The organism is Exiguobacterium aurantiacum (genome assembly GCF_001766415.1).
GTDB classification, from domain to species: Bacteria; Bacillota; Bacilli; order Exiguobacteriales; family Exiguobacteriaceae; genus Exiguobacterium; species Exiguobacterium aurantiacum_A.
Genome location: NZ_MKXO01000001.1, coordinates 114,833 through 137,304, shown reverse-complemented (window position 1 = coordinate 137,304; position 22,472 = coordinate 114,833). Strand labels below are relative to the sequence as shown.

23 protein-coding genes are annotated in these 22,472 nt (G+C 51.0%); 2 read left to right on the top strand and 21 right to left on the bottom strand.

The window, feature by feature from the left end; genetic code table 11:
• Nucleotides 1-49: 49 nt before the first annotated feature.
• Nucleotides 50-421: a Spx/MgsR family RNA polymerase-binding regulatory protein gene (locus BJU60_RS00665; RefSeq protein ID WP_016510368.1), complete on the bottom strand. Its 372-nt coding sequence runs from the start codon at nucleotides 419-421 to the stop codon at nucleotides 50-52.
• A 265-nt stretch (nucleotides 422-686) separates the two neighbouring features.
• Between BJU60_RS00665 and BJU60_RS00660 the strand changes: the two genes are divergently transcribed.
• Nucleotides 687-950, top strand: a complete 264-nt coding sequence (locus BJU60_RS00660) for a DUF2626 domain-containing protein (RefSeq protein WP_070327035.1) — start codon at nucleotides 687-689, stop codon at nucleotides 948-950.
• A gap of 39 nt (nucleotides 951-989) precedes the next feature.
• Here BJU60_RS00660 and BJU60_RS00655 read toward each other — a convergent pair whose 3' ends face one another.
• Nucleotides 990-1,610, bottom strand: a complete 621-nt coding sequence (locus BJU60_RS00655) for an MBL fold metallo-hydrolase (RefSeq protein ID WP_070327034.1) — start codon at nucleotides 1,608-1,610, stop codon at nucleotides 990-992.
• Nucleotides 1,611-1,767: 157 nt separating this feature from the next.
• Here BJU60_RS00655 and BJU60_RS00650 point away from each other — a divergent pair, with 157 nt between their 5' ends.
• Nucleotides 1,768-1,947 carry a DUF2759 domain-containing protein gene (locus BJU60_RS00650; RefSeq protein WP_070327033.1) on the top strand — a complete coding sequence of 60 codons (180 nt, stop codon included), beginning with the start codon at nucleotides 1,768-1,770 and terminating at the stop codon, nucleotides 1,945-1,947.
• A gap of 91 nt (nucleotides 1,948-2,038) precedes the next feature.
• On the opposite strand, the gene BJU60_RS00645 is transcribed toward BJU60_RS00650, so the two are convergent.
• From BJU60_RS00645 to BJU60_RS00555, 19 genes are all read right to left on the bottom strand, one after another.
• Nucleotides 2,039-3,952, bottom strand: coding sequence for an LTA synthase family protein (locus tag BJU60_RS00645; RefSeq protein ID WP_083273935.1), 1,914 nt, complete (start codon nucleotides 3,950-3,952; stop codon nucleotides 2,039-2,041).
• Nucleotides 3,953-4,175: 223 nt separating this feature from the next.
• Nucleotides 4,176-5,138: an ROK family glucokinase gene (locus BJU60_RS00640; RefSeq protein ID WP_251139060.1), complete on the bottom strand. Its 963-nt coding sequence runs from the start codon at nucleotides 5,136-5,138 to the stop codon at nucleotides 4,176-4,178.
• A gap of 93 nt (nucleotides 5,139-5,231) precedes the next feature.
• Entirely contained in the window at nucleotides 5,232-5,426 is a 195-nt protein-coding gene (locus BJU60_RS00635) for a YqgQ family protein (protein ID WP_070327032.1), read from the bottom strand.
• Nucleotides 5,427-5,428: 2 nt separating this feature from the next.
• Nucleotides 5,429-6,445, bottom strand: a complete 1,017-nt coding sequence (locus BJU60_RS00630) for a M42 family metallopeptidase (RefSeq protein WP_070327031.1) — start codon at nucleotides 6,443-6,445, stop codon at nucleotides 5,429-5,431.
• A 15-nt stretch (nucleotides 6,446-6,460) separates the two neighbouring features.
• Nucleotides 6,461-7,519, bottom strand: coding sequence for a rhomboid family intramembrane serine protease (locus BJU60_RS00625; RefSeq protein ID WP_070327030.1), 1,059 nt, complete (start codon nucleotides 7,517-7,519; stop codon nucleotides 6,461-6,463).
• 148 nt (nucleotides 7,520-7,667) lie between these two features.
• Nucleotides 7,668-8,624, bottom strand: coding sequence for an L-lactate dehydrogenase (locus tag BJU60_RS00620; RefSeq protein ID WP_070327029.1), 957 nt, complete (start codon nucleotides 8,622-8,624; stop codon nucleotides 7,668-7,670).
• A 169-nt stretch (nucleotides 8,625-8,793) separates the two neighbouring features.
• Nucleotides 8,794-9,564, bottom strand: coding sequence for a DUF92 domain-containing protein (locus BJU60_RS00615; protein WP_070327028.1), 771 nt, complete (start codon nucleotides 9,562-9,564; stop codon nucleotides 8,794-8,796).
• Nucleotides 9,543-10,097 (bottom strand): 5-formyltetrahydrofolate cyclo-ligase, encoded by a 555-nt coding sequence (locus tag BJU60_RS00610; protein WP_070327027.1) that lies wholly within the window; start codon nucleotides 10,095-10,097, stop codon nucleotides 9,543-9,545. Before BJU60_RS00610 ends, BJU60_RS00615 begins: the two co-directional genes overlap by 22 nt.
• A gap of 56 nt (nucleotides 10,098-10,153) precedes the next feature.
• On the bottom strand, nucleotides 10,154-10,318 hold the full coding sequence (gene rpmG, locus BJU60_RS00605) for a 50S ribosomal protein L33 (protein ID WP_016510885.1): 165 nt from the start codon (nucleotides 10,316-10,318) through the stop codon (nucleotides 10,154-10,156).
• Nucleotides 10,319-10,402: 84 nt separating this feature from the next.
• Nucleotides 10,403-12,604 carry a 1,4-alpha-glucan branching protein domain-containing protein gene (locus tag BJU60_RS00600; RefSeq protein ID WP_070327026.1) on the bottom strand — a complete coding sequence of 734 codons (2,202 nt, stop codon included), beginning with the start codon at nucleotides 12,602-12,604 and terminating at the stop codon, nucleotides 10,403-10,405.
• A gap of 12 nt (nucleotides 12,605-12,616) precedes the next feature.
• Complete coding sequence (locus BJU60_RS00595) at nucleotides 12,617-13,381, bottom strand: DUF4912 domain-containing protein (RefSeq protein ID WP_070327025.1); 765 nt, start codon at nucleotides 13,379-13,381, stop codon at nucleotides 12,617-12,619.
• A 118-nt stretch (nucleotides 13,382-13,499) separates the two neighbouring features.
• A complete protein-coding gene (phoU, locus tag BJU60_RS00590; RefSeq protein WP_070327024.1) occupies nucleotides 13,500-14,162 on the bottom strand; it encodes a phosphate signaling complex protein PhoU in 663 nt (220 codons plus the stop codon).
• Between the two features lie 15 nt (nucleotides 14,163-14,177).
• A complete protein-coding gene (gene pstB, locus BJU60_RS00585; RefSeq protein WP_254281653.1) occupies nucleotides 14,178-14,939 on the bottom strand; it encodes a phosphate ABC transporter ATP-binding protein PstB in 762 nt (253 codons plus the stop codon).
• Nucleotides 14,940-15,042: 103 nt separating this feature from the next.
• On the bottom strand, nucleotides 15,043-15,954 hold the full coding sequence (gene pstA, locus BJU60_RS00580) for a phosphate ABC transporter permease PstA (RefSeq protein ID WP_070327023.1): 912 nt from the start codon (nucleotides 15,952-15,954) through the stop codon (nucleotides 15,043-15,045).
• A gap of 1 nt (nucleotide 15,955) precedes the next feature.
• Complete coding sequence (gene pstC / locus BJU60_RS00575; RefSeq protein WP_016508080.1) at nucleotides 15,956-16,900, bottom strand: phosphate ABC transporter permease subunit PstC; 945 nt, start codon at nucleotides 16,898-16,900, stop codon at nucleotides 15,956-15,958.
• An 84-nt stretch (nucleotides 16,901-16,984) separates the two neighbouring features.
• The gene (locus BJU60_RS00570; protein ID WP_070327022.1) at nucleotides 16,985-17,923 is read right to left on the bottom strand and encodes a PstS family phosphate ABC transporter substrate-binding protein; all 939 of its coding nucleotides are present in this window, start codon (nucleotides 17,921-17,923) and stop codon (nucleotides 16,985-16,987) included.
• Nucleotides 17,924-18,075: 152 nt separating this feature from the next.
• Nucleotides 18,076-20,133 (bottom strand): peptidoglycan D,D-transpeptidase FtsI family protein, encoded by a 2,058-nt coding sequence (locus BJU60_RS00565; RefSeq protein WP_083273933.1) that lies wholly within the window; start codon nucleotides 20,131-20,133, stop codon nucleotides 18,076-18,078.
• Nucleotides 20,134-20,286: 153 nt separating this feature from the next.
• Entirely contained in the window at nucleotides 20,287-20,895 is a 609-nt protein-coding gene (locus BJU60_RS00560; protein WP_070327021.1) for a superoxide dismutase, read from the bottom strand.
• An 84-nt stretch (nucleotides 20,896-20,979) separates the two neighbouring features.
• The gene (locus BJU60_RS00555) at nucleotides 20,980-22,449 is read right to left on the bottom strand and encodes an alpha-amylase (RefSeq protein ID WP_070327020.1); all 1,470 of its coding nucleotides are present in this window, start codon (nucleotides 22,447-22,449) and stop codon (nucleotides 20,980-20,982) included.
• Between the last annotated feature and the right edge of the window lie 23 nt (nucleotides 22,450-22,472).

The following is a 22,472-nucleotide window of genomic DNA, read 5'->3' as shown; positions in this document are numbered from 1 at the left end:
TCATAAATGAGCATAAAAAAAAGCCCACTCTTAGGAAAGTGGACTTGTCTTATGAAACGTTTACGGAAGTCAAATCATGGCGGCGGGCATACGTCTCGATTGACGCCTTGTCGTAGCCGACAATGACTTCTTTACCGTCTGTCAAAATCGGGCGTTTCAACAGCTTCGGATTTTCGCTCATCAACTTCAGCAATTCGCTCAGTTTCAATTCATCGACGTCAACGTTGAGCTGTTTGAACGCTTGACTTCTCGTTGCTAGGAGTGAATCGACTCCGTCTTCGCTAAGTGCAAGTAGCGTCAAGAGTTCGTCTACCGTCGGAGCGTCTCGGAAAATATGGCGTTCGTTCACATCAAGTTGTTGCTCTTGTAAAAACGCTTTCGTTTTTCGACACGACGTGCAGCTTGGATACGTATAAAACATAAGTTCACTTGCCACTTTCAGCGCCTCCTTTTATTTGACAACCTTTTCCGTTCAATGCTTGTAAGTTGATTATACAACCTATCCTGTACTTTGTACATAGTTTGTACAACTTTTTTTGATTTTTTGTACAACTTTGTACAACATCTTGATTTCACATATTTTTCACGATTATTTTGCTCAATTCACACGTTTTCATAGCATTTTTCTGAATGTGTTGGTAAAATAGTGAATGAGAATGGAATAATGTACGTATGGGGGGATTAACATGGCGAGAATGTTCCGTGTCCTAGGCTTTTGGACTGGGTTGATCGCGGCGCTGGCTTTCGTGGGCGCACTCGGTGGAGATCAAAGCAGTAGCGAACATACTGGTGACTTCGTCGTAATGGGTCTTGTCTTTTTAGCTCAAACAATTTTCTTTGTCGCACTAGGCTACTTGAAACTGACTGAAAAAACGTATGTATACGTGTTCGGCGCTTACTTGACTGTTTTCTTCGTCGTCTTCACGTATTGGAGTAACTTCCAAATGTAAAAAAAGATTGTCTCTCGTTGAGACAATCTTTTTTTATGTTCACCGTTCAAAAAATGGATTTGAACGAATTTCAGCTTCGAGTGTCGTCTTCGGTCCGTGACCTGAATAGAGCACCGTCTCGGCCGGCAATAATTGACGCATCCGATCGATCGATCCGAGGAGCGTCGATTGGTCGCCGCCGAATAGATCGGTCCGGCCGACCGATTGTTTGAAGATCAAGTCCCCGCAAAAGGCAACACGTTCGCTCGGGATGTGCAAGGTGACACTCCCCGGTGAATGACCCGGCGTGTGATGCAACTCGATTGTAAACGCACCAATCTCTAGCTTCTTACCTTGATAAGTTCGTTCGGCCGGTCGCATCGATGAGTGCGGAAGATGGAATTTTGCCGCCCCGTTCTTTTCGCCGTCGGCGAGCCATGACCGCTCGGCTTCATGAACATAGACCGGCACCGGATAGCGATCGCGCAGCGCGTCGATTCCGCCGATATGGTCAAAGTGGGCATGCGTCAACAAAATGGCGTTCAATCCGCCGAAACGTTCCACCGCCTCAAAGAATTTCGGGTCGTCCGTGCCCGGGTCGACGATAACGACCGTTCCGTCTTGTTCGAGCACGTATCCGTTCTCTTGGGCAAGGCCCGATGTGATTTTTACAATATTCATCTAAAACACCTCCACAACCATTCTAAACGATATTGTGGCAAAATTGTAGCGGTGGCAACCTTTGCTCGACAGCGTGTGTTATTTCGGATAAAATAATAGTGATATTTCAGTGAAATTTTTATGAATTTCATGACGTATAATAAAGGGGGAACTCGTCATGCATTTGTATGAGCCATTTGGATGGATTTCACTCATCGTAGCACTCGTTGCACTTTGGGGGATGGCCCGTTCATTCAAAAAACGCCAATTCTTTCCACTTGCGTTTGCCGGAATCACCGCGCTCGTCTTTGGATTCTTTGGCGTCGCAACATTGATTTTCGGTGGAATCCCAGGTTAATGTTGACTTACCACGAAGACGACTGCGGTCGTCTTTTTTTATTCCGCAAAAAAAACGCTGACGTTTAACGGTCAGCGCTAGCTCTTGATTATTAATCGGTTTGTTCTTTAAAGCGAAGCAAATCCGAATAGATCAAGTCATCGTTCATTTGCAGGATTTTTTCGGCTTCTTCCGTGACCGGTCCGCAAAGTGTCGTATCTTCAACCGCTTCTCCAGTCGTCGCATCGTAACACATCGATTGCGTCCAAACGTAATCTTCCGTGACGACCGTGCCGTCTCGGAAGATGGCGCGACTGTTGCGGTCTTCAGCGAACAAGTCGTTCCCGAACCCGACCAAGTCCGACGTATCGATGCCGAGCAAGTGCAGGAGCGTCGGCTTCATGTCGATATGACTTCCGATCGTCTCATGGACTTCGCCTGTTTCTTGGCCCGGCAAATGGATGGCGAACGGCACTTGTTGAAGTTTCGCCACATCATACGGCGTCAACTCTTCTTTACCGAGCAAGCCGGCCACCGCGTCGTTATGGTTTGTCGAAATGCCGTAGTGGTCACCGTACACGACGAAAATCGTATCTTCCCACATCCCGTTCTGTTTCAGTTGGTCGATGAACAAGCCAAGCGCATAGTCTTGGTAAGCGAGTGCCTGCGGGAAGTTGTTAAGCGTCGTCGAGTTCGTCTCGAATTTCGGCACGAGTTCGTAATCCTCGCTCGGCATCGTATACGGGAAATGGTTCGTGAGCGTGATGAACTTCGCATAGAACGGTTGCGGGAGTTCCTCGAGCATCGGGATCGATTGTTCAAAGAAGCTATCGTCCAACAAGCCCCACTCCGTCATGTCCTCAGGATTCCCAAGGTCGTAACTCTTCTCATCATAGAACATGTCGACGCCGGTGTTCTTGTACATCAAATCGCGGTTCCAAAACGATTTGTTGTTCGCATGGAACACGGCCGAATAATAGTTCTCTTCTTTGATCAGTTCAGGAAGAGCTTGGTACTCATTATCGGCGTTCGTGAAGTAAACGGCTCCACGCGGCAGGCCATACAGCGAATTATCGAGGGCGAACTCGGCGTCTGACGTTTTCCCTTGCCCGACCGTATGGTAATAGTTTGGCCAGTAATGGGATTCTTCGATCAGCTTGTTCAAGTTCGGCGTGATATACTCGCCGTTCGCGGCTTTCATATTGTGCGTGAAGTTTTGTGTCGACTCGAGCGAGACGACGACCACGTTTTTGCCTTTATATTTTCCGAACAAATCCGGATTCGGCGCCGCATAGTTTTGGCGGGTATACTTTTCAATCTTGGCTAACTCCGACCCATCGGCCATCGCTTTCTGCGCGGACGTCTTCGTTTGAAGCATCGCGTCATAGACGTGGAAGTTGAACGTCCCGATGTTTTTGACGAGCAGCTCACGGTCGAACGAACGCGTCAACAGTTCAGGGCGTTCCGTCTCCGCAAGCGACAAGTTGAACAAGAACACGGCGACAGCTGCCACGAACGTGATGAGCGCCCGGCGGTGAGACGCGGCGGTTTGCAACGTATTAATCTTCCATAGTACGAACGGCAAGACGAGCACGTCCCCAAGAATGATCAAGTCTTTCCATTCAAGCAGTGATATGAATGAAGTCGACAGCGTCTCCATGTTCGACGGTTGCAAAATGACAGGCATCGTCAAGTAGTCCGTAAACTCGCGGTAGTAGACAGCGTCCGCGAACAACAGGAACGAGGCGACCGCATAAAGGGTGTACAGCACCCACTTTTGCTTATTTCCTTTAAAGAAGAAACTAAAAGCGAACAAGAACAAGGTCGAGCTGATCGGACTGATCAACAAGATGAACGCTTGAGCTGTGTTTTCAATCGGGATGTCAAAGAAAAATTGGTAAACTACGTACGTCTTCGTCCAAAGTAATAAACTAAATATCCAAAATAACCGATATTCTTGAAACGAAGCGCGGACCGTTTCATTCAGTCGCATAGTCAGCTTCGATAAGCTTTGAGATGACTTCATCTGACGGCCTCCTCCTCTTTTCAGTTTTAAGACGTCCTCAAGCAGGATGCGCCATGAATAAGTTCAATAACATGTAGTTGGCTTGTTATCTATTTCACTAACGGTAACAGTCCAGTATCAAGTCCAAATCTTACCCCTTTTTTAACAAAAAATCAACCACACCTTTACAATTCCCTTTGTACGTCAAAAGCACACATGCGAGATCGCATGTGTGCTTTACAGGTTAGACTCTAGTCGGCAAAAAATGTTTTCGTGCCAGCCAAGCGCAGCCGATGACCCCGGCGTCATTCTCGAGTTCGGCAATTTTGAACGTCGTCGACGTATATACCCGTTCAAGGGCAAACCGCTTAAATTGTTCATCGAGCGGCTCGAGCAAAGCTTGTCTCGCTTTTGAAACGCCGCCGCCGATCACGATCATTTTAGGGTTCAACGTGTTGGCGATGTTTGAAATCGTCAACCCGAGATATTCCGTCATCTCTTCAACGACTTCTGTCGCGACCTCGTCTTTCGCTTTATAGGCTTCAAACACATCGCGAGCCGTCACTTCACCTAACTCGTTCAATGACGTCGTTCTCCCTTTACGCTTTTGTAAGGCGAGACGGGCGATGCCGGTTGCTGAGGCGATCGTCTCGATGCAGCCTTTGCGCCCACATCCACACATGACCGCTTTCGCCTCGTCGCGCTCGACCGTGATATGTCCGATCTCACCAGCCATGCCGGCCGCCCCATGGACGATGTTCCCGTTCGTGATGACACCGCCGCCGACACCCGTACCGAGTGTGATCGCGAGCAGTTCAGACGCTCCTTCACCTGCGCCTTTCCACATCTCACCGAGCGCGGCCGCGTTCGCGTCATTCTCGAGCACGGCCGGCAATCCGACCGCTTTCTCGAATTCCCCGACGAGCTCAAAGTTCTTCCATCCGATGTTCGGCGAGTACTCGACGACACCTTCTGAGAAGTTGATGAATCCCGGAGCTCCGATTCCCGCACCCGCAAAATCATGCTTCGCTTTTCCCGATTGCTGAAGATACGCTTCAAACGAGGCGGCGATATCTGTCGGGATATGTACCCCATTATCACGAATGTCTGTCTTGATCTCCCACTTGTCTGAAATGATCCCATTCATGTCTAGGACGGCCATTTTCACCGTCGTCCCGCCAATGTCGATTCCTAATAACCACTTCATGCATTCCACTCCTCGTCTCAAATAAATCGCTTTCATTCAATAGTCTACACTATAAAACCTCTTGTGCAAACATTTGCACAAGAGGTTTTTCTGTCAATCTATTGAATTTTTTAGTTCATGCGTCAAAATAATCTTTGCCGTGTCATACTCGCGCTGTTCGATCATCCCACCGGCGTTCAATTCGTCTAACTCCATCATCATGAGACCGATCTCGGCGTCACGCTCTCCGATGTAAATAATCGTGCCAAACGATTTTAAAAACTGTTGCACGTCATAAAAGTTTCTCATTATTATTCCCCCATCGCGGTCAATACGTAGCGATACAGCAACGCTCGTGTCGCCTCGAGCGATGTTTGGTGCGTCCGTTCATAGCTGTGGCTCGACTCGATCCCAGGACCGACGAGCGCATGTCTTACGTCATAGCCGGCCCGGATCGCAGCCGATGCGTCCGAACCGTAGAACGGATAAATATCGACTTTGAACGGAATGTCGTGGTCGCGGCAAAGCTTCGTGAACTGACGACGCAACTCGAGGTCGTACGGCCCTGAAGAATCTTTGGCACAGATCGATACCGTGTACTCGTCCGAGTGTTGCCCGTCCCCGAGCGCGCCCATATCGACTGCGATGTACTCGTCGACTTCGTCCGGGATTCCGGCGTTCCCGCCAAAGCCGACCTCTTCATAGTTGGAAATCAAATAGTAGACCGTATGTGGCAAGTCCGCTTTGACCAAGTCACGCGCCAAATCGAGCAGGATGGCGACCGACGCCTTGTCGTCAAGATGACGCGATTTAATATAACCCGTCTCCGTCTGTTTGAAACGGGGATCGAACGAGACGAAGTCCCCGACTTCGATGCCTAACGCCCGGACGTCGTCTGCCGTATGAACGTCGGCATCGAGACGTACTTCAATGTTAGTCGCCGTCCGCTCGGCACTGTTCGTGTCTTTATAGACGTGCACACTCGATTGATGAACGAGGATCGTCCCGTCCACCGCCTCGCCCGCCTCGCGATGGACGAGACAGTTCTCACCTTCGATCGCCGTCCAGGCGTAACCGCCGACTTGCGTCAGCCGCAAGCGTCCGCTCGGCAACACTTCCTTCACCATCGCACCGAGCGTATCGACGTGGGCGGTCAAAAGACGGGCCGGCCCGCTTTGTCCAGGAAACTTGGCCAACAATGCACCTTTTCTCAACCGGCTCGTCTCAACCCCGAGGTCCGTGAGCTCACGTTCGACGTAACTGACTGCTTCGTGCGTCATTCCAGAAGGACTCGGGATCTCTACTAATCGTTTTAACGTATCAATCATATTGTTACTCCTTTGTCATCGATGATATCCGAGCCAGTATAGTGTCCCGGTCAATAAAACTGCCAGCGCCGTGAACAACAGGCGCCATTTTTTTGTCGTCTCGTCAGGTAATCCGACCACGCCCGCCATCAAAAATCCACCGATGAGGCCCCCGGCATGGGCCGAGTGGTCCAAGCTGGCACCGAGGACGAAGGCGAGCCCTACGTTTAATCCTAACATAATAAACAGCGGTGGGCCGAGCGTCTTCATGAACAGCGAGCGGTCACGAAGTCCGAAATAGAGCAGTGCGCCGACGAGACCGAACAATGCACCGGACGCGCCTGCCGAAATCGCCTCACTGAACGCGTAGGAGGCGGTCGACGCGATGACGCCCGCCAACAGATAGATCGTCAAGAACCTCGGTGACCCATACATGCGTTCGACGAGCGGGCCGAGCGACCAGAGCGCGAACATGTTGATCGCAAAATGAAACCAGCCGATATGAAGGAACATCGGTGTGACGAGGCGCCACCATTCGCCATCGTCGATGAGCGGATTGACTTTGGCGCCGAATCGGATGAGCGTGTTCGGATCGAGCGTCGAGCCGAGCGATTCGGCGAGCCACATGACGACAAACGTCAACATCATGAGCGCATAGACGAGTTGCGGTTCACCGAATGAGAATCGCTTCTTCAGTTCGGCTTTTCGCTGTTTATCGAGTGCGAGCGCGAGCGACCGAAACCGGGTCTCATCTTGTTCATCGCCACACGCGTGCCTGTCGAGTCTCACCTTGGCCGCGACTTGGAACGACAACGTCTCAAGTCGCTCCTCATCGACGAGAGGGTCGCCGTATATATGGACGTGAAGCTTCGCACGTCCGAGTCGTGCGAGTCGGAACGAGCTCATAACCGCCTCGATCTCGATCGCGACATGGTTCGCCCACGCCTTATCCGTCTTTATGTACAGGTGATAGAGGTCTCCAGCTTTCGTGTCGAACAATAGCAGCGCGCGCGAAGGCTCGAGTATACCTTCGACCCGACCGCCCGCCTCGACCGCATGGTAAATGTCTTCCCAAAAACATCCCGGTTGCGTCAACTGAATCCCCTCCTTTCCTTCTGTCTTAATTGTAATCCAATTCGATCATGACGACAAAAGTTGGCGCTTTCTGAATCTGTCCGGCGTCCGTACCAACACATAAAAAACGTAGCCGGCATACGCCGACTACGTCTATATCGCGAATATATTATAAAACAGGTTGCATCGTTTTCAACAACACGTCTGCCGAATGGAGCATTTTCTGCTTCTCTTCTTCTGATAACTCGATTTCGACGACTTGACGCACGCCTTGGCGGTTGATGATTGCCGGCACACCGATATGAATATCGTTCAAGCCGTACTCTCCGTCCAAGTAGGCACCGACCGTGAGTAGCGTGTTCTCGTTACGGAGCACCGCTTTGACGAGACGAAGCAAGCCGAGACCGATCGCATAGTACGTCGCGCCTTTACGTTCGATGATGTGGTACGCAGCGTCACGAACGTTGACGTAGATGTCTTCAAGGTCTTCCCACGTATACTCGTCGTTCTCTTCGAGCAACTGTTCGACCGATTTGCCGTAAATCCGGGCGTTGCTCCACGCCGCGAACTCGGTATCGCCATGCTCACCCATGATGTAAGCGTGGCAGTTGCGCGGATCGACGTTGAAGTAATCACCTAGCATGTAGCGGAGGCGTGACGTATCGAGTACAGTCCCTGAACCGAAGACACGATGTTTCGGAAGACCCGAGTATTTCCAAGCCAAGTGTGTCATGATATCGACCGGGTTTGACGCGAGGATGATGATACCGTCGAAGCCAGAAGCCATGATTTCAGTGATCATCGATTTCATGATTTTCGCATTTTTCTCAACGAGGTCGAGACGTGTCTCACCTGGTTTTTGAGGAGCGCCGGCCGTGATGACGACGATATCTGCAGCACCGCAGTCCGTGTAATCTCCAGCCCAGACGCGCATCGGTGACGAAGCGAACGAGACGCCGTGGTTCAAGTCCATCGCTTCGCCTTCTGCCTTCGCCTTGTTGATGTCGATGATGACGAGTTCTTCACATAGGCTCGCTGTCGTCAATTGATACGCGAAGCTTGCACCGACCGCTCCGGCCCCGACGAGAGCGACCCGTGTTACTTTTGCATGATTTAATGTTTCCATGTTGTTTTTCCACCCTTCAAACAATCTGTTTCATGTTTTTGTTTTGTCTGTTACACCTAGATTGTAACATCATTCACAAACAGTCAATACAAGAGAAACCGTTTTCAGTTTGGCAATATTGTGACAAAATTCACATTCGTTTGAAACATCCTCATTCTCTGTACTACCCTTATGCGAAAACAAGAAAACCAATCGCTGCCGCGGAGGCGATCGCCAAGAAATTGACGGCATCGTTGCCGAGAAAGCGCCATCCAGATACATAGTCGGTCGCTTCACCGTGATGCAGCTTTTTCTCCGTCAGTTTTCGGCACGTCCGACAGCGATACTTGCGTTGCACGGTCGCACCGAGCAACGTATCGACGACGCTGCCGCTCAGACCGAGCGCAATCAATAGAAATAGCGTGCCCATCGTTATATTTAAGAACGGGAGCGATGCCAGGACGATGATCGTCGCGCCGGCGACGGACATGAGCGTACCGAACGGTGACACCCCACCACTCGTCCCCGGTTCAACTTCACGCAATGTCAAAATAGAGCGCGGTCGGCGCGATGCGAGGACGCCGAACTCGGACCCCCACGTGTCACTCGTCGCCGCCGCGATTGAAACGACGTAAGCAAATAGCCACGCCTCGTTCGAAGTCATCGCCATTCCGACGGCGGTGAGCATAGCGATTCCTCCGTTCGCAAGCACTTGCACGAAGTCACGCGGTCCGGATTTTTCGACGATGTCATCGACCGACGCCTTGTCGCGGGCGCGATATTTTGAAGCGAGCGAGGACGTCGAAAAGAACACACCGAGCAAGTACAGCCCGAACCAGCCAAAACCAAACCCGATGACCGTCCCTGTCACGATCGTCAAGATCGCCCCAGAGAACGTCAACGACCGGAGACGATATCCGGCCAGTGCAACTAGACAAGTTACGAGGACGATTGAGAGCATCGAATCATTTCCCTTTCTGTCACGATCAGTTCGACAGGTATGTCGTGTGGTTCGATCGGTATTTCGTCGAGCACTTGTACGTCGTAGGCGAGCGCGATCGTCGCACCGCGATATGTCGCTAAGAAACGGTCGTAATAACCCCCGCCCCAACCGATCCGATATCCAGAACGGTCAAAGACACGGCCTGGGACGATACAGGCATCGATGTCGAGGTCGGTTTCCGCGGTCGTCGGCTCGAGAATACCCATTACTCCCGGCTCGAGGTCGCTGAACGTCCTGATTTCGTGGAACGTGAGCCCCTGTTCCGTTACTTTCGGCACCAACACCGATTTTCCTGCTTTTAAAGCTGTATCGATGAGCGGACGCGTATTCACTTCAAGGTCGAGTGACAATGTGAGTGCGACCGTATGCGCTTGTTGCCACTCAGGAAGCGACGCCACGGTATGTAGGATCGCTTCATCACGCTCGTCACGATCGGTGAGCACGCGAATATTCACATGAACCGCTTTTCGGAGCTCTTGTTTAGCTGTCATTTGTTATTCCTCCTATCGAAAAAAAAGGCCGCCACATGAGTGACGGCCGGTCTCAATTATTTCACTTCGCGGTAAAGCGTGTGACGACGGAGACGTGGGTTGTATTTGCGCAATTCGAGGCGCTCTGGGTTGTTACGTTTGTTTTTCTTCGTGATGTACGTGCGATCGCCTGTTTCTGTGCAAGCTAGTGTGATTTTAACGCGCATATCTTTCACTCCCATCTTACTAATGTTGTATCAAGTGCTTTTGCTTTACAGTCTAAGCATACTCAATTATCCTACCAAGTTTTTTTTGAAAAAGCAAGGTTATTTCACGTTCTTTTTCAAACGTTTCTGCCCGTACGGTGACGCGTCGAGCGGTAGGCACGTTTTTACGTTATCGCCAATCACATACCGCGTCGCGAGCTCCTCGATCGAGAGCTGTTCACCGACATAAACCGTATCAGCTTCCGAGAGGACGCCGTTCTCAATGCGATGGATCGCATCGAACAGGCCACCGTGCCCGTGCGGGTTGCGGGTCGTTTCAAATGACAACATAGTTGAGTATAACGGAACATCTAGTGACTTCGCAAGTGAACGTGCCGCTGGAATCGTCATCCAATCAAAATGATGGACCGCTTTGAAGTTGACCATCGTCTGTAACTGTTGGACGAGTTTCACGTAGGCGACGTTCTGAGCAGCGATTTGGTTCATGACATGCTCTAGAAACGGACTCGTGAGTGGGACCCGGTACACGTGCACGCGATTGTGGCGCTCGTATTCAGGCAGTCCTTCACTGTGCGGCGTGAGGACGTAAACGGTCTCCCCGTCAGCCGCTCGTGCCTCGACTTCAGCGACGACGCGGTGACCGAGGTCGCCCACGATATTGCCTGTATATTCTGGCGTGAGGACGAGAATGACCTCACCTTCTTCGCCACGCTCCTGCGTCACATAATAGTCGTGTGGAGATAGGAACGTATCAATATCAATGTCAACGTCGTCTAAGAACGGATAGACCGTGTAGTGCTCGTCTAGCAAGCGATCCGATAGCTTGCCTTCGTAGAGCGCCGTCTCGAGTTCGGCAAACAGACGGGTATGTTCGCGGAAACGTTCGGCGGCGTATTGCGCCGTCGTCTGGCCGTCCAAGATAAACGCCCAATCGCTCGAGACTGAGAGCACATAATGACGAATGAGCTGTCTCAAAGCCCGGTCGGCGAGTGGCGAAGTGTTCCGATAGTCGGCTACGTCTTTGACAAGTTGCGTTTCCATCGTGTGCAAATGTCTGAGCATCCATTCGTTGCGTTCGTTGATCCAAACATCGCCGTAACCTTTCCGGCCCCACGTGTTCATCGAAACTTGTACTGTTTGCAGGTCTTGGAAATGACGCTCGAGGAAGAGTGCCGGCGTGATCGTCTCAATCCCGTACTCCTCTAGCCGCTCCGCGACTTGCCCTAAAAATTCAGGGCCCTCAAACCACCAATGGCCGAACAGTTCGGCGTCAAACGGTGCCGTGACGAGGAACGGCGGGAACGTTTGTCCACCGTGCGCTTCTAAATGCGCTTCGAGCGTCTGGGCGAAATCAGTCGCGTGATTATCGATTTGATGTTCGGCCCATCCGCGGACGTAATAGTCTTTTTCGTCGCTGTCGCCCGTGATACGATGCATTTTCAAACCTGTGTCGAAACGGATGCCCTCTGGATGCATGAACGCTTGAATGTATTCCCAGTCCCGGTCGTAGGCGAGATCGCGATAAAACTCGCGATAGTCCGGATGCCCCGGATAACCGATCATCGAGCTCCAAATCTTCCCGGAGATGATTTGATCACGTGGGAACAAAGCGACTCCGTGCGGCGAATAGACAGGCGCACCGATGCCTTTGTCTGGCGTCGGGTCGGCTTCGAGCAACGCGTGCTCATCGACGAACGTGTAGCGAATCCCTTCCTCATAGAGGATGCGGTCGACTCCTGGCGTATACGCACATTCCGGTAACCAAATGCCGGTCGGACGGAAGCCGTAATGCCGCTCGAAGCAGTTCAATCCAGTCCGAATCTCGGCCCGTGCCGCCTGATCGGTGAACAGATGCGGGTTGAAACCGTGTGTCGCCGTACATGTGACCATATCGATGAAGCCTTGCTCACGATATGTACGGAACGCATGGTTCAAATTTTTCTCCCAATGGAGGAACGTGTTCTTCAAGTCTTGATAACGGCGTTCGTAAAAATGAAGCGTCTCGACTTCTTGTTCGCTCCGACCCTCAGCCAGTTCGATTGAGATCAGTTCAAGCATCTCATCTAAATGCCCGAGATAGCGATCTTGGACGAGTGGGTCGGCGAGCATTTCGATGACGGGCGGAGAGATACTGACCGTCCAATGCAGGGGCCGTTGAAGTCGATCGACTTGCCACAGAATCGGGATGTATGTCTCCGAGATGGCTTCATATACCCAGCGTTCTTCTAGCCGGTGTTTCTCTTCATGCCTCACGTACGGAAGATGGGCATGTAGGACGAGTGAAAAATAACCTGGTTTCATAGTGTGTCCTCCTCAGCGTACGCAGCGGTATGCAGAATATTTTGGTAACGTATCGAGTAGTTCTGGTGACTCGACTTCACCGAATTGCCAACGTCTGACCGGCTCGGAAAAACGTCCGACTCCTGCCGGTTCGTTCCGCGGCGTATCAATCGGCATCGAGGCGACGAGCGGAAGAAATTCGCCTTCCATCGTCCGAATCCCGAATTCGAAGACGTACGTCGTGTTCGGGTCGAGCGGACGGACGAACCAGCTGTTCGTCATTTCCGGCAACTCGAACGTATAAGACCGGTTCGCATGACCAGATGTGTAATCGAGCAGTGTGATGTCTAAGATGCGGAACGCCTTCGGCAAATCTTCCCACGGCCGCATGAACTGCATCGTCAGCGTCTCTTTCACAGCGTCTGACACTTCCCAAAAAACATAGACCGCGTTCGGGGATTGGACGACCGCGTGCATGAGGTCGACATCGTAGCGGTCTGGAAGCTTCCAAAAACCGTCTGGACCTGTTTCAAGGAGCGGTGACTGCTTCGGCTCTTCATGATGGAGTGTCGAGGCGACCTGCCCCACTGTTGGAGCTTCTTTCTCGTTTCGTTTCATTCTATCCTTCCCTTCATTAGAAGATTTTTTAGGAGCGGTTGTCGGCTTGGTGACCTCACCGTTCTGGGAACGCCATTTACGCCATGCGTACTGGACTTTTCCGACTGGCATGTCTAATTGTTCTGCAATCTGTTTTAACGTAAGCCCTTGTTGTTTCAAGGATACGATTTTTTCTTCCATTTATGTCTGGCTCCCTTCCAAAAAAAAATCCATATGCTCTACGTATTCGTTCTTTTTCAGTGAATTCCTGCACAAAAAAAGTAAAGAACAACAGACCTGTTGTTCTTTACCACTTTTATCACTGATTTAAATCATAATGCTTCCCTTTTTCGAGAAAAATCAAATGTTCCCCGAAATTGGTCACATGGTCGCCCATCCGTTCGAGATAGCGGGCGATGTTTGCAAACTCATAAACATCGTTCGTTCCGACCGTCATCGTCGGTAGACTTCCGATATATTGCTTGATCACCTGTAAGTTGAGATCATCGATGACTTTGTCCATCTCATTCAACTCACGGACCCGGCTGGCTTCACCTTTACGATAGGCACGGGTTGCGAGTTCAAGCATATCGATCAACTGTTCGGCCATCTGTTTGAGCGGCTTAATGTCAAGCAAGTACGGGACGTGCTCGATTCGCGTCACGGCTTTGGCGATGTTTGTCGCGTAATCCGCAATCCGTTCAAGATCGGTCGCGGACTTCATCGTCACGATCAAGCGACGAAGATCGGTCGCGACCGGTTGTTGTTTGGCAATCAAGAGAATCGCCTGGTCGTTGATTTCGAGTTCGAGGTCGTCTAGTTCGTTATCGTTGTCGATCACCGTCTGAGCGAGCGTGAGGTCTCGTTTCTCAAGTACCTCGATCGCTGTCGCCGTTTGGCGCATCGTCAAGTTCGCCAAGTGAACGACTTTCTCTTCTAGTTCGTGTAATTTAACATCAAAAAATGCGCGATTTTGTGCCATAGTAATCTCCCCCTCTTAACCGAACCGGCCAGAAATGTAATCTTCAGTCCGCTTGTCCGTTGGATTCGAGAAGATTTTATCGGTCGCATCGAATTCGATGACTTCCCCGTTCAAGAAGAACGCCGTCTTGTCAGACACACGTGCTGCCTGTTGCATGTTGTGCGTGACGATGATGATCGAATATTGTTCTTTCAACTCTTGGACGAGCTCTTCAACTTTAAGTGTCGAGATCGGGTCAAGCGCTGACGTCGGCTCGTCCATAAGAATGACGTCTGGTTCAATCGCAAGTGTCCGGGCGATACAAAGACGCTGTTGCTGACCACCTGAGAGACCGTAGGCGTTCTCGTTCAAGCGATCTTTCACTTCTTCCCAAATCGCGGCGCCGCGCAGTGAGCGTTCGACGATCTCGTCGAGCACTTTTTTATTTTTGATCCCGTGTGTGCGTGGTCCGTAGGCGACGTTGTCGTACACGGATTTTGGGAACGGGTTTGGCTGCTGGAACACCATCCCGACCGACGTGCGGAGATCTTCAACTCTATAGTCACGATCAAAGATGTTACGGCCATGGTAAAGAATCTCCCCGTTCGTCCGTACCGTCGGGACGAGTTCGACCATCCGGTTCAACGTCTTGATGAACGTCGATTTCCCACAACCAGACGGACCGATGATGGCCGTCACTTCGTTTTTCTTAATGTCGAGATTGACGTCGATCAATGCTTGATCGTCGCCGTACCATAAGTTCAAATTGTTCACGACATAGGCACTGTCTTTTTGCATCACGGTCTCGGTCGGTTGGGTCGTCGTTGTATTCACGTTATGATCTCCTTTAAGCTCTGTTTGTTTCATCATCTCGAGAGTCCTCCTCGTTTACTGCTACGACTTAATGTCGATTTGTATACTTGTTGCGGATATAGATTGCGGCCGAGTTCATCGTGATGAGCAGTGTCATCAAGACGATGATGCCGGCAGCGGCAAGATTTTGGAATTCAGCTTGCGGACGGCTCGTCCAGTTGTAAATTTGGATCGGGAGCGCCGTAAAGTCTGAAAATACATTGTTCGGTGTCGTCGAGATGAACGTCGCCGCCCCGATCATGATGAGCGGTGCCGTCTCGCCGATGGCCCGGGATACGGCCAAGATGATCCCGGTGATGATCCCTGGAATGGCTGACGGTAACACGACGTTGAACGTCGTCTGCCATTTCGAGGCACCCATTGCGAGCGACGCGTGACGTAGCTCCATCTTAACAGACCGTAACGCTTCTTGTGACGCGACGATGACGATCGGCAAACTCATCAGACCGAGCGTCAGCGCACCCGTCATGACCGAGCTGCCAAGTCCGGCCGTCCGGACGAAGAACGTCAATCCGAGCAAACCGAACACGATCGACGGGACACCCGCCAAGTTCGAGATATTCACTTCGATAAACGACGTGAGCCGGTTTTTCGGTGCGTATTCTTCTAAGTAAATCGCGGCACCGACACCGACGATAAACACCATCGGCACGATTAGCATCATGAGCCAAAGCGTCCCGATCAAAGCCGGATAAAGACCGGCCTGTTCGGCGCGGCGTGACGGGAAGTTGCGGAGGAAGTCGAGATTGACCCATCCGCCACCTTTTGAGATCACGTCATAAATAAGCGTCGATAAGACGAGCAAGGCGAAGATGAGCCCCGCTAAAAAGATGTACTTAAAGATTTCGTTCAATCGTAGGCGACTTTTAATCCGTCGCGATACGGTCTCATGGTCAATATAGTTCTTCGTATTCTTGAACTCACTGTTCGGCAAAGCCATATTAGTACTCCTCTCTGAAGCGGCGCGTCACCCAGTTCGCGAACAAGTTCATCACGAGCGTAAAGATGAATAGAAGCGCACCGACCGCATAGATACTATAGTATTCGATTGTCCCGTAACCAGCGTCACCTTTGGCGATCTGGACGATATACGCCGTCATCGTTTGGATCGAGTCGAGCGGGTTGAACTCGAAGTTCGGTTGCGACCCACCCGCGATCGTGACGATCATCGTCTCACCGATCGCTCGACTCATCCCGAGGACGATCGAAGCGATGATCCCTGAGAGCGCGGCTGGCATGACGACTTTGAGGGCGACTTCTAGACGTGTCGCACCGAGGCCAAGTGCCCCGTCACGAATCTTTTTCGGAACGGCACTCATCGCGTCTTCCGAAATCGACGCGATCATCGGGATGATCATGATGCCGACGACAATCCCCGGACTGAGGGCGTTATAGATCTTCAACCCTGGAATGAGCGACTGCAAGATCGGTGTGACGAATGACAAGGCGAAGAACCCGAAGACGATCGTCGGAACACCGGCGAGCACTTCAAGGATCGGCTTGAGAATCGTCCGAGCCCGTTCAGACGCGTACTCGCTCAAATAAATGGCTGACGCGAGTCCGAGCGGCACCGCCACGATCATCGCGATGAGCGTGATTTGGAGTGTGCCCATGACGAGCGCCCAAACACCGAAACTCGGGTCCGCACTGAGCGGGTACCATTCGGTCGAGCCTAGGAAGTCGCGTACCGGGACTTTTTCAAAGAACTTGAACAGTTCGAAGCCGAGCGTCAAAGCAATCCCGATCGTCGTGACGACCGAGACAAATGCGCTCAAGAATAATAAGAACGGCATGATTTTGTCAAACACGTTCGTCGTACTATATTTTTTTTGCTTATTCGCGTTAATCATCTCTCGAATCGAGAACTCATTTTTTGATTCGTTCATCTCGTTTATCGCTCCCTACCTCTTCATACTAGAAAGCATGGCGAGAAGGCGAGAGAATCTCTCACCTTCTGCCATTTGCTCTATTTATTCACCAGCGAGTTCATCAATCAGTTTAGCGTTCTCATCGTAACTTGCTTGCTCCATCGCGACATAGCCGACTTCTTCAGCAAGTGCTCCGGCATTTTCGTTCATAAAGCGTGCGAAGTTTACAACTTGCGGCTTTTCTTGCATCGATGCGTTGTTCACGTACGTGTAGATTGGACGTGACAGTGGGTATTCGAACGATGTCACGTTCTCAGCTGTCGGCTCGATGCCGTCTACTTTCAACGATTTCAACGTGCCTTCGTTTTCAATGTAGTACGCGTATCCGAAGAAACCGATCGCATTTTTCGTTCCGGCAACTCCTGTTACGAGGACGTTGTCGTCTTCTGACAACTGGGCATCTTGGCGAACGTCTGTATCATCGAGAACTGCTTCGTTGAAGTAATCGAACGTACCTGAGTCTTTACCAGGTGAGAAGAATGAGATCTCTTCATCTGGCCAATCCGAGCGGACGTCTTTCCATGTCTTCACGTTCATATCTGTCCACATCTTGTTAAGCTCATCCATCGTGATGTCATCGGCCCAATCGTTCTCAGGGTTGACGACAATTGCCAATCCGTCAAGCGCGACCGCGATTTCTGTGTATTCGACACCGTTCGCTTCAGCTTCGGCTGCTTCTTCTTCTTTGATTTCACGTGATGCGTTCGAGAAGTCTGTCTCCCCGGTCACGAAACGTTTGAAGCCGCCGCCCGTTCCAGATACACCGACCGTTACTTCAACGTCTGGCTGTTCAGCTGAATACTCTTCAGCGACCGCTTCCATGATTGGGAATACGGTAGACGAACCGTCCATGACGACTTTACCTGAAAGTGCGTCTCCTTCGGCTCCACCGTTTCCTTCTTCATTGTTTCCACACGCGGCACCGACGATGGCCACCGAAGTGATTGAAGCGAGTAAAGCTGATTTTTTCATCCAAGACATTTCTGACGTCCTCCTTGAGTTTGCTTTGATTTGTGTTGTGGGTCTGTTGTTTCGTCCTACAATTAACATCCTAATAAACTACTATTAACGATAAATAAACGGAACGTAAAAGAATTGTAAAGATAAAAAAAGAAGCCACCGAAGTGACTTCTTTACTGGAGCTGTGCTTGGACGTCTTCTAAATCAAAATATACTTTCATGATGTCATGGGCGACGCGCGTGTTGACGCCTTCCGCCTCAAGACCTGGCATGATGATCGCCCACGCGATCTCTGGGTCGTCGTACGGAGCCCAGCCGACGTGGTTCGAGTTGAGCGTCTTGATCGGCTCACCGTTCGCGTTTCGTTTCGCTTGGCCGTCCGGCCCTTCCGCGATCGCTTGCGCGGTCCCGGTCTTACCGGCCGCCGTCATCCCCGTCTGTTGGAGAATCCGTGACGTCCCGGTCTCGACCCCTTGACGGAAGCCTTGACGCGAACGCTGGATGAACTCGTCGCGGATGTCGACTTTGTTCAGCGCTTTCGGCTGGAACGTGCTGACGACTTGTTTGTTCATCTCATCGAGCGAGCCCGGTTCAATGATCTCTTTTAACAGATGCGGCTGCACGCGATATCCGCCGTTGGCAAGCGTCGACGTATATTGCGCGAGTTGGATCGGCGTATACGAGATAAACTGACCGATCGACATATCCATCAACAGTGTGACGCGGTCGGGTACGCTCCGGAAACCGATCGATTCGTAAGGAAGATCGATGCCCGTCTCGATCCCGAGTCCGAACTGTTTATAGTAGTGCTCCATCGTATTGAACGCCTCGGTGACGTTATCACCGACGATTTGGCCGGTCGAGTAATAATCGGCGAGCCTGAGCGCGATCTGGAACATGTAAATGTTCGACGACATGGCGAGTGCATCGAGGTCGTTGATATTCCCCATGTTCCGGTAAGACGATTTGAGCGAAGACCCGATGCGGATCGGCGCGTCGTAAATGTATTCGCCCGGCTTGACCACTTCTTCTTCAAGTCCGAACGCGACGGTCGCTCCTTTGATCGTCGAGCCGATTTGGCTCGCCCGGAGCACGGTTCCTGTAGAGACGTCTTTAAACTCGTTCGTCTCAAGATCTAACTCTTGCCCAGACAAAGCGAGCAGCTCGCCCGTCTTCGGATTCATGACGACGACGAAAGCCCGATCGAAGTGCGGACTCCCCGAACGCCCGGCACGGATTGCCTTCTTCAAGATCTCATCGACTTCTTTTTGGAATTCGATGTCCGTCGACAAGATGATATCTTTTCCGGGATTACCGCTCACGCGCGTAGGCTCACCAACCGGTTGGCCTTTATACGTCGTAAACACGTCATAAGCCGGGGTCCCACGTAAAATATCTTCATACTGTTGCTCGAGATAAGACGTACCGACCCGATCGTTCAACCCGTAGCCTTTCGCCTGATACGAGGCCCGTTGCTCGGCCGGGATTTGACGATAGCTTCCGAGGAAGCTTTGGAACGTCTCTTTGAACGGATATGCCCGCTGGTAATACGGTTCGACGCTGACGCCTGGCAACAGCTCCAAGTTTTCTTCGATCAAAGCCATCTCTTTCGGCGACGCGCCGATTTTGATGACTTGCGGGTCTAACGCGTACCCACTCTCCATATTATGTTTGATGGCGATGATCTCTTCGGTCGCATCATCGAACGTGATCTCTGCTTGCGTGATTGAATCAAGCAGCAACTGATCGACTGCCTGGTTCGACAAGGAGGCCCGCTCTTCTTCCGGCAGCTCGGCGAGAAGCGATTGGACCCGTTCTTGCGAGCGCTCGGGATCGATGGCGATCCAATAGTCCTTGCGGTCCCGTTCGGTCACTTTGCGGTCTTTCTCCGGAATGTCGACGATCTTAGCAAGTTTGACCGCAACATCGAGACGCTCCTCCGTTTTCGTCACTTGGGAGCGACGGTACATGACCGAATAGTTCGAGATCGTGTCGGCCAACACTTGCCCGTTCCGATCGTAGATTTTGCCGCGAGGCACCTCGTACTTGATTTTGCTCGACTCGGTCTTTTGAACCTCTCGGGCGATCAACTCTCCGTTGACGATTTGGACGACGCCTAACCGAAAGATCAACGTCGCAAACAAGATGAAGACGATAAAAAACAATAAATTTAACCGTAACGGAAGGTGGTTACGCCGTTTTTTCGGCACTTTCACACGGTGTCTAGCCAATTCAGTTATCTCCTTCCACTTTCAGTTGCTTCTATATTATACTTTTCTGTATTTCTATTTTCAGACTCGATTTTCACTATATCATAATTTGTTTACAAATTAATGAAATGTAGAAAAAATCCCGAGATTCAACCGAATCTCGGGATCGTGTCATTATTTGGCGTCAGTGTAAAGCTTCGCGACGTAATCCCAGTCGATGACGTGGAAGAACGCTTGGATGTAGTCCGGGCGACGGTTTTGATAGTTCAAGTAGTACGCGTGCTCCCAAACATCGAGTCCGAGGATCGGTGTGATGCCTTCCATGATCGGTGAATCTTGGTTTGGTGTCGACGTGACTTCGAGCTTGCCGCCTTTGACGACGAGCCAAGCCCAACCTGAACCGAAACGAGTTGTAGCGGCTTTCGTGAACTCATCTTTGAACGCGTCAAAGCTACCGAACGCTTCGTCGATCGCCGTTGCGAGTTCGCCCGTTGGCGTACCGTTCTCGTTTTTCTTCAACAACTTCCAGAAGAACGAGTGGTTCCAATGGCCGCCGCCGTTGTTACGAACAGCTGTCTGAATGTCAGCAGGAAGCGAATCGAGTTTTTGGAGCAAGTCTTCAAGTGAAGAGTACTCTACGTCTTTTCCTTCGAGTGCATTGTTCACGTTCGTGACGTAAGCGTTGTGGTGTTTCGAATGGTGGATTTCCATCGTGCGTGCGTCAATGTGTGGTTCGAGTGCATCGTATGCGTAATCAAGTTGTGGTAATTCAAATTTAGCCATAACTAAAATCCCCCTTAAAATTGGTTTGAACAACGTTCGTTTTAAATGTAACAGATTTGTGACGGCTTACTCAATTGTAAAGGCTTATTCCACATCTTCGTCCGGCAACGCCCAGACCGAGATCGATCCTGCCGCTACTTTAAATACCCCTTTTCCATCTTCGTCAATCTCGATGATTTCATCGATCGTCTGCGTCAAGTCGACCCATTTCTCACCGGCACGATGCTCCCCGACGTACATCCGTTTCTCCGCCTCCTCGTTATTCGAGATGATGACGGCACAACCTGAACGCTCGATGTCCTCGCTACCGTGTCGGACCCAGCCGATCACGTGCTCGTTATCGAAGTAGTCGTCTTGTTGCCCGTACGCTTTTTCGCGACGTGCGTAAAGAAGCGGATCGATGGCCAGTTTCTTCCCTTCGGCCGGGTGGGGCCCGTTGATGCCGTAGTAGTCCCCGTAGAAGACACACGGATAACCGTCTCGGCGAAGCAAAATCAGACCGTAAGCACTTTGTTTGAACCAATCTTTGACCCACGACTCGAGCGCCTCGGCCGGTTGTGAGTCATGGTTGTCGACGAACGTGACCGAGTGAAACGGGTGGGACTGGACGAGCGTGTCGTCAAAGATCGTCCGCAAATCGAACGATGCGCCTTCAATCGAGGCACGTTGCAAATTGTAGTGGAGCGGCACGTCGAACAGATCGACGTGATAGTCGATATTGTCTAAAAAGGCGCGGCAATCTTCGAGCTCTGACTTCCAAAACTCACCGACCAAGTAAAAGTTCTCGCCTTTTTCATCTTTCATCGTTTGGCTGAACTCTTTGACGAAATCATAGTTGATATGTTTGATCGCATCGAGACGGAAGCCGTCACATTTCGTCTCTTCGATGAACCACTTGCCCCAACTTAACACTTCTTCCCGGACTTCCGGATGATGATAGTCAATGTTTGCGAACATCAGATAATCGTATACGCCGAATTCACTATCGACGTTGTCATTCCATTTTTTGTTCTCGCCTAAAATGAAGAAGATACCCTTATGCTCGCTCGCTGCGTCATAGTCCGTGCCGTTGAAATGATGGAAGTTCCATTTGAACGACGAGTACTTATCGTTTCGTTCTTTATAATCAAACTTCGTCCACCCTTCGATCTCAAACGGTTCTTCCGACAACACTTTCGTCCGGTCTTCCGGGTCGACTTCTAACACGTCAAACTTCTCGGTCGCGTCGGCTCCGGCTTTATGGTTCAACACGACGTCCATATATACTTGCATCCCGAGCTCTTGGGCGTGTTTCGTCGCCTCAAGTAGCTCTTGCTTCGTCCCATATTTTGTGGCGATGGTCCCTTTTTGATCAAACTCGCCTAAATCATACAAATCATAGACACCATATCCCGTATCCTCATCATTTTGACCTTTTGTGACCGGCGGCAACCAAAGCGCGGTGATTCCTGCTTTTTTTAATTTAGAAGCCCGTTCTTTCAATCGCTTCCAATGCTTTTGGTCAGCCGGGACGTGCCATTCAAAAAATTGCATCATCGTATGATTTCGTTCCATCTTACTTCGCCTCGTTTCATATT

Bases quoted from the DNA above. Each gene is read 5' to 3' on its own strand.
- BJU60_RS00665 (WP_016510368.1), bottom strand. From the start codon at position 421: ATGTTTTATACGTATCCAAGCTGCACGTCGTGTCGAAAAACGAAAGCG.
- BJU60_RS00660 (WP_070327035.1), top strand. From the start codon at position 687: ATGGCGAGAATGTTCCGTGTCCTAGGCTTTTGGACTGGGTTGATCGCG.
- BJU60_RS00655 (WP_070327034.1), bottom strand. From the start codon at position 1,610: ATGAATATTGTAAAAATCACATCGGGCCTTGCCCAAGAGAACGGATAC.
- BJU60_RS00650 (WP_070327033.1), top strand. From the start codon at position 1,768: ATGCATTTGTATGAGCCATTTGGATGGATTTCACTCATCGTAGCACTC.
- BJU60_RS00645 (WP_083273935.1), bottom strand. From the start codon at position 3,952: ATGAAGTCATCTCAAAGCTTATCGAAGCTGACTATGCGACTGAATGAA.
- BJU60_RS00640 (WP_251139060.1), bottom strand. From the start codon at position 5,138: ATGAAGTGGTTATTAGGAATCGACATTGGCGGGACGACGGTGAAAATG.
- BJU60_RS00635 (WP_070327032.1), bottom strand. From the start codon at position 5,426: ATGAGAAACTTTTATGACGTGCAACAGTTTTTAAAATCGTTTGGCACG.
- BJU60_RS00630 (WP_070327031.1), bottom strand. From the start codon at position 6,445: ATGATTGATACGTTAAAACGATTAGTAGAGATCCCGAGTCCTTCTGGA.
- BJU60_RS00620 (WP_070327029.1), bottom strand. From the start codon at position 8,624: ATGGAAACATTAAATCATGCAAAAGTAACACGGGTCGCTCTCGTCGGG.
- BJU60_RS00615 (WP_070327028.1), bottom strand. From the start codon at position 9,564: ATGCTCTCAATCGTCCTCGTAACTTGTCTAGTTGCACTGGCCGGATAT.
- BJU60_RS00610 (WP_070327027.1), bottom strand. From the start codon at position 10,097: ATGACAGCTAAACAAGAGCTCCGAAAAGCGGTTCATGTGAATATTCGC.
- rpmG (WP_016510885.1), bottom strand. From the start codon at position 10,318: ATGGGAGTGAAAGATATGCGCGTTAAAATCACACTAGCTTGCACAGAA.
- BJU60_RS00600 (WP_070327026.1), bottom strand. From the start codon at position 12,604: ATGAAACCAGGTTATTTTTCACTCGTCCTACATGCCCATCTTCCGTAC.
- BJU60_RS00595 (WP_070327025.1), bottom strand. From the start codon at position 13,381: ATGGAAGAAAAAATCGTATCCTTGAAACAACAAGGGCTTACGTTAAAA.
- phoU (WP_070327024.1), bottom strand. From the start codon at position 14,162: ATGGCACAAAATCGCGCATTTTTTGATGTTAAATTACACGAACTAGAA.
- pstB (WP_254281653.1), bottom strand. From the start codon at position 14,939: ATGCAAAAAGACAGTGCCTATGTCGTGAACAATTTGAACTTATGGTAC.
- pstA (WP_070327023.1), bottom strand. From the start codon at position 15,954: ATGGCTTTGCCGAACAGTGAGTTCAAGAATACGAAGAACTATATTGAC.
- pstC (WP_016508080.1), bottom strand. From the start codon at position 16,900: ATGAACGAATCAAAAAATGAGTTCTCGATTCGAGAGATGATTAACGCG.
- BJU60_RS00570 (WP_070327022.1), bottom strand. From the start codon at position 17,923: ATGTCTTGGATGAAAAAATCAGCTTTACTCGCTTCAATCACTTCGGTG.
- BJU60_RS00560 (WP_070327021.1), bottom strand. From the start codon at position 20,895: ATGGCTAAATTTGAATTACCACAACTTGATTACGCATACGATGCACTC.
- BJU60_RS00555 (WP_070327020.1), bottom strand. From the start codon at position 22,449: ATGGAACGAAATCATACGATGATGCAATTTTTTGAATGGCACGTCCCG.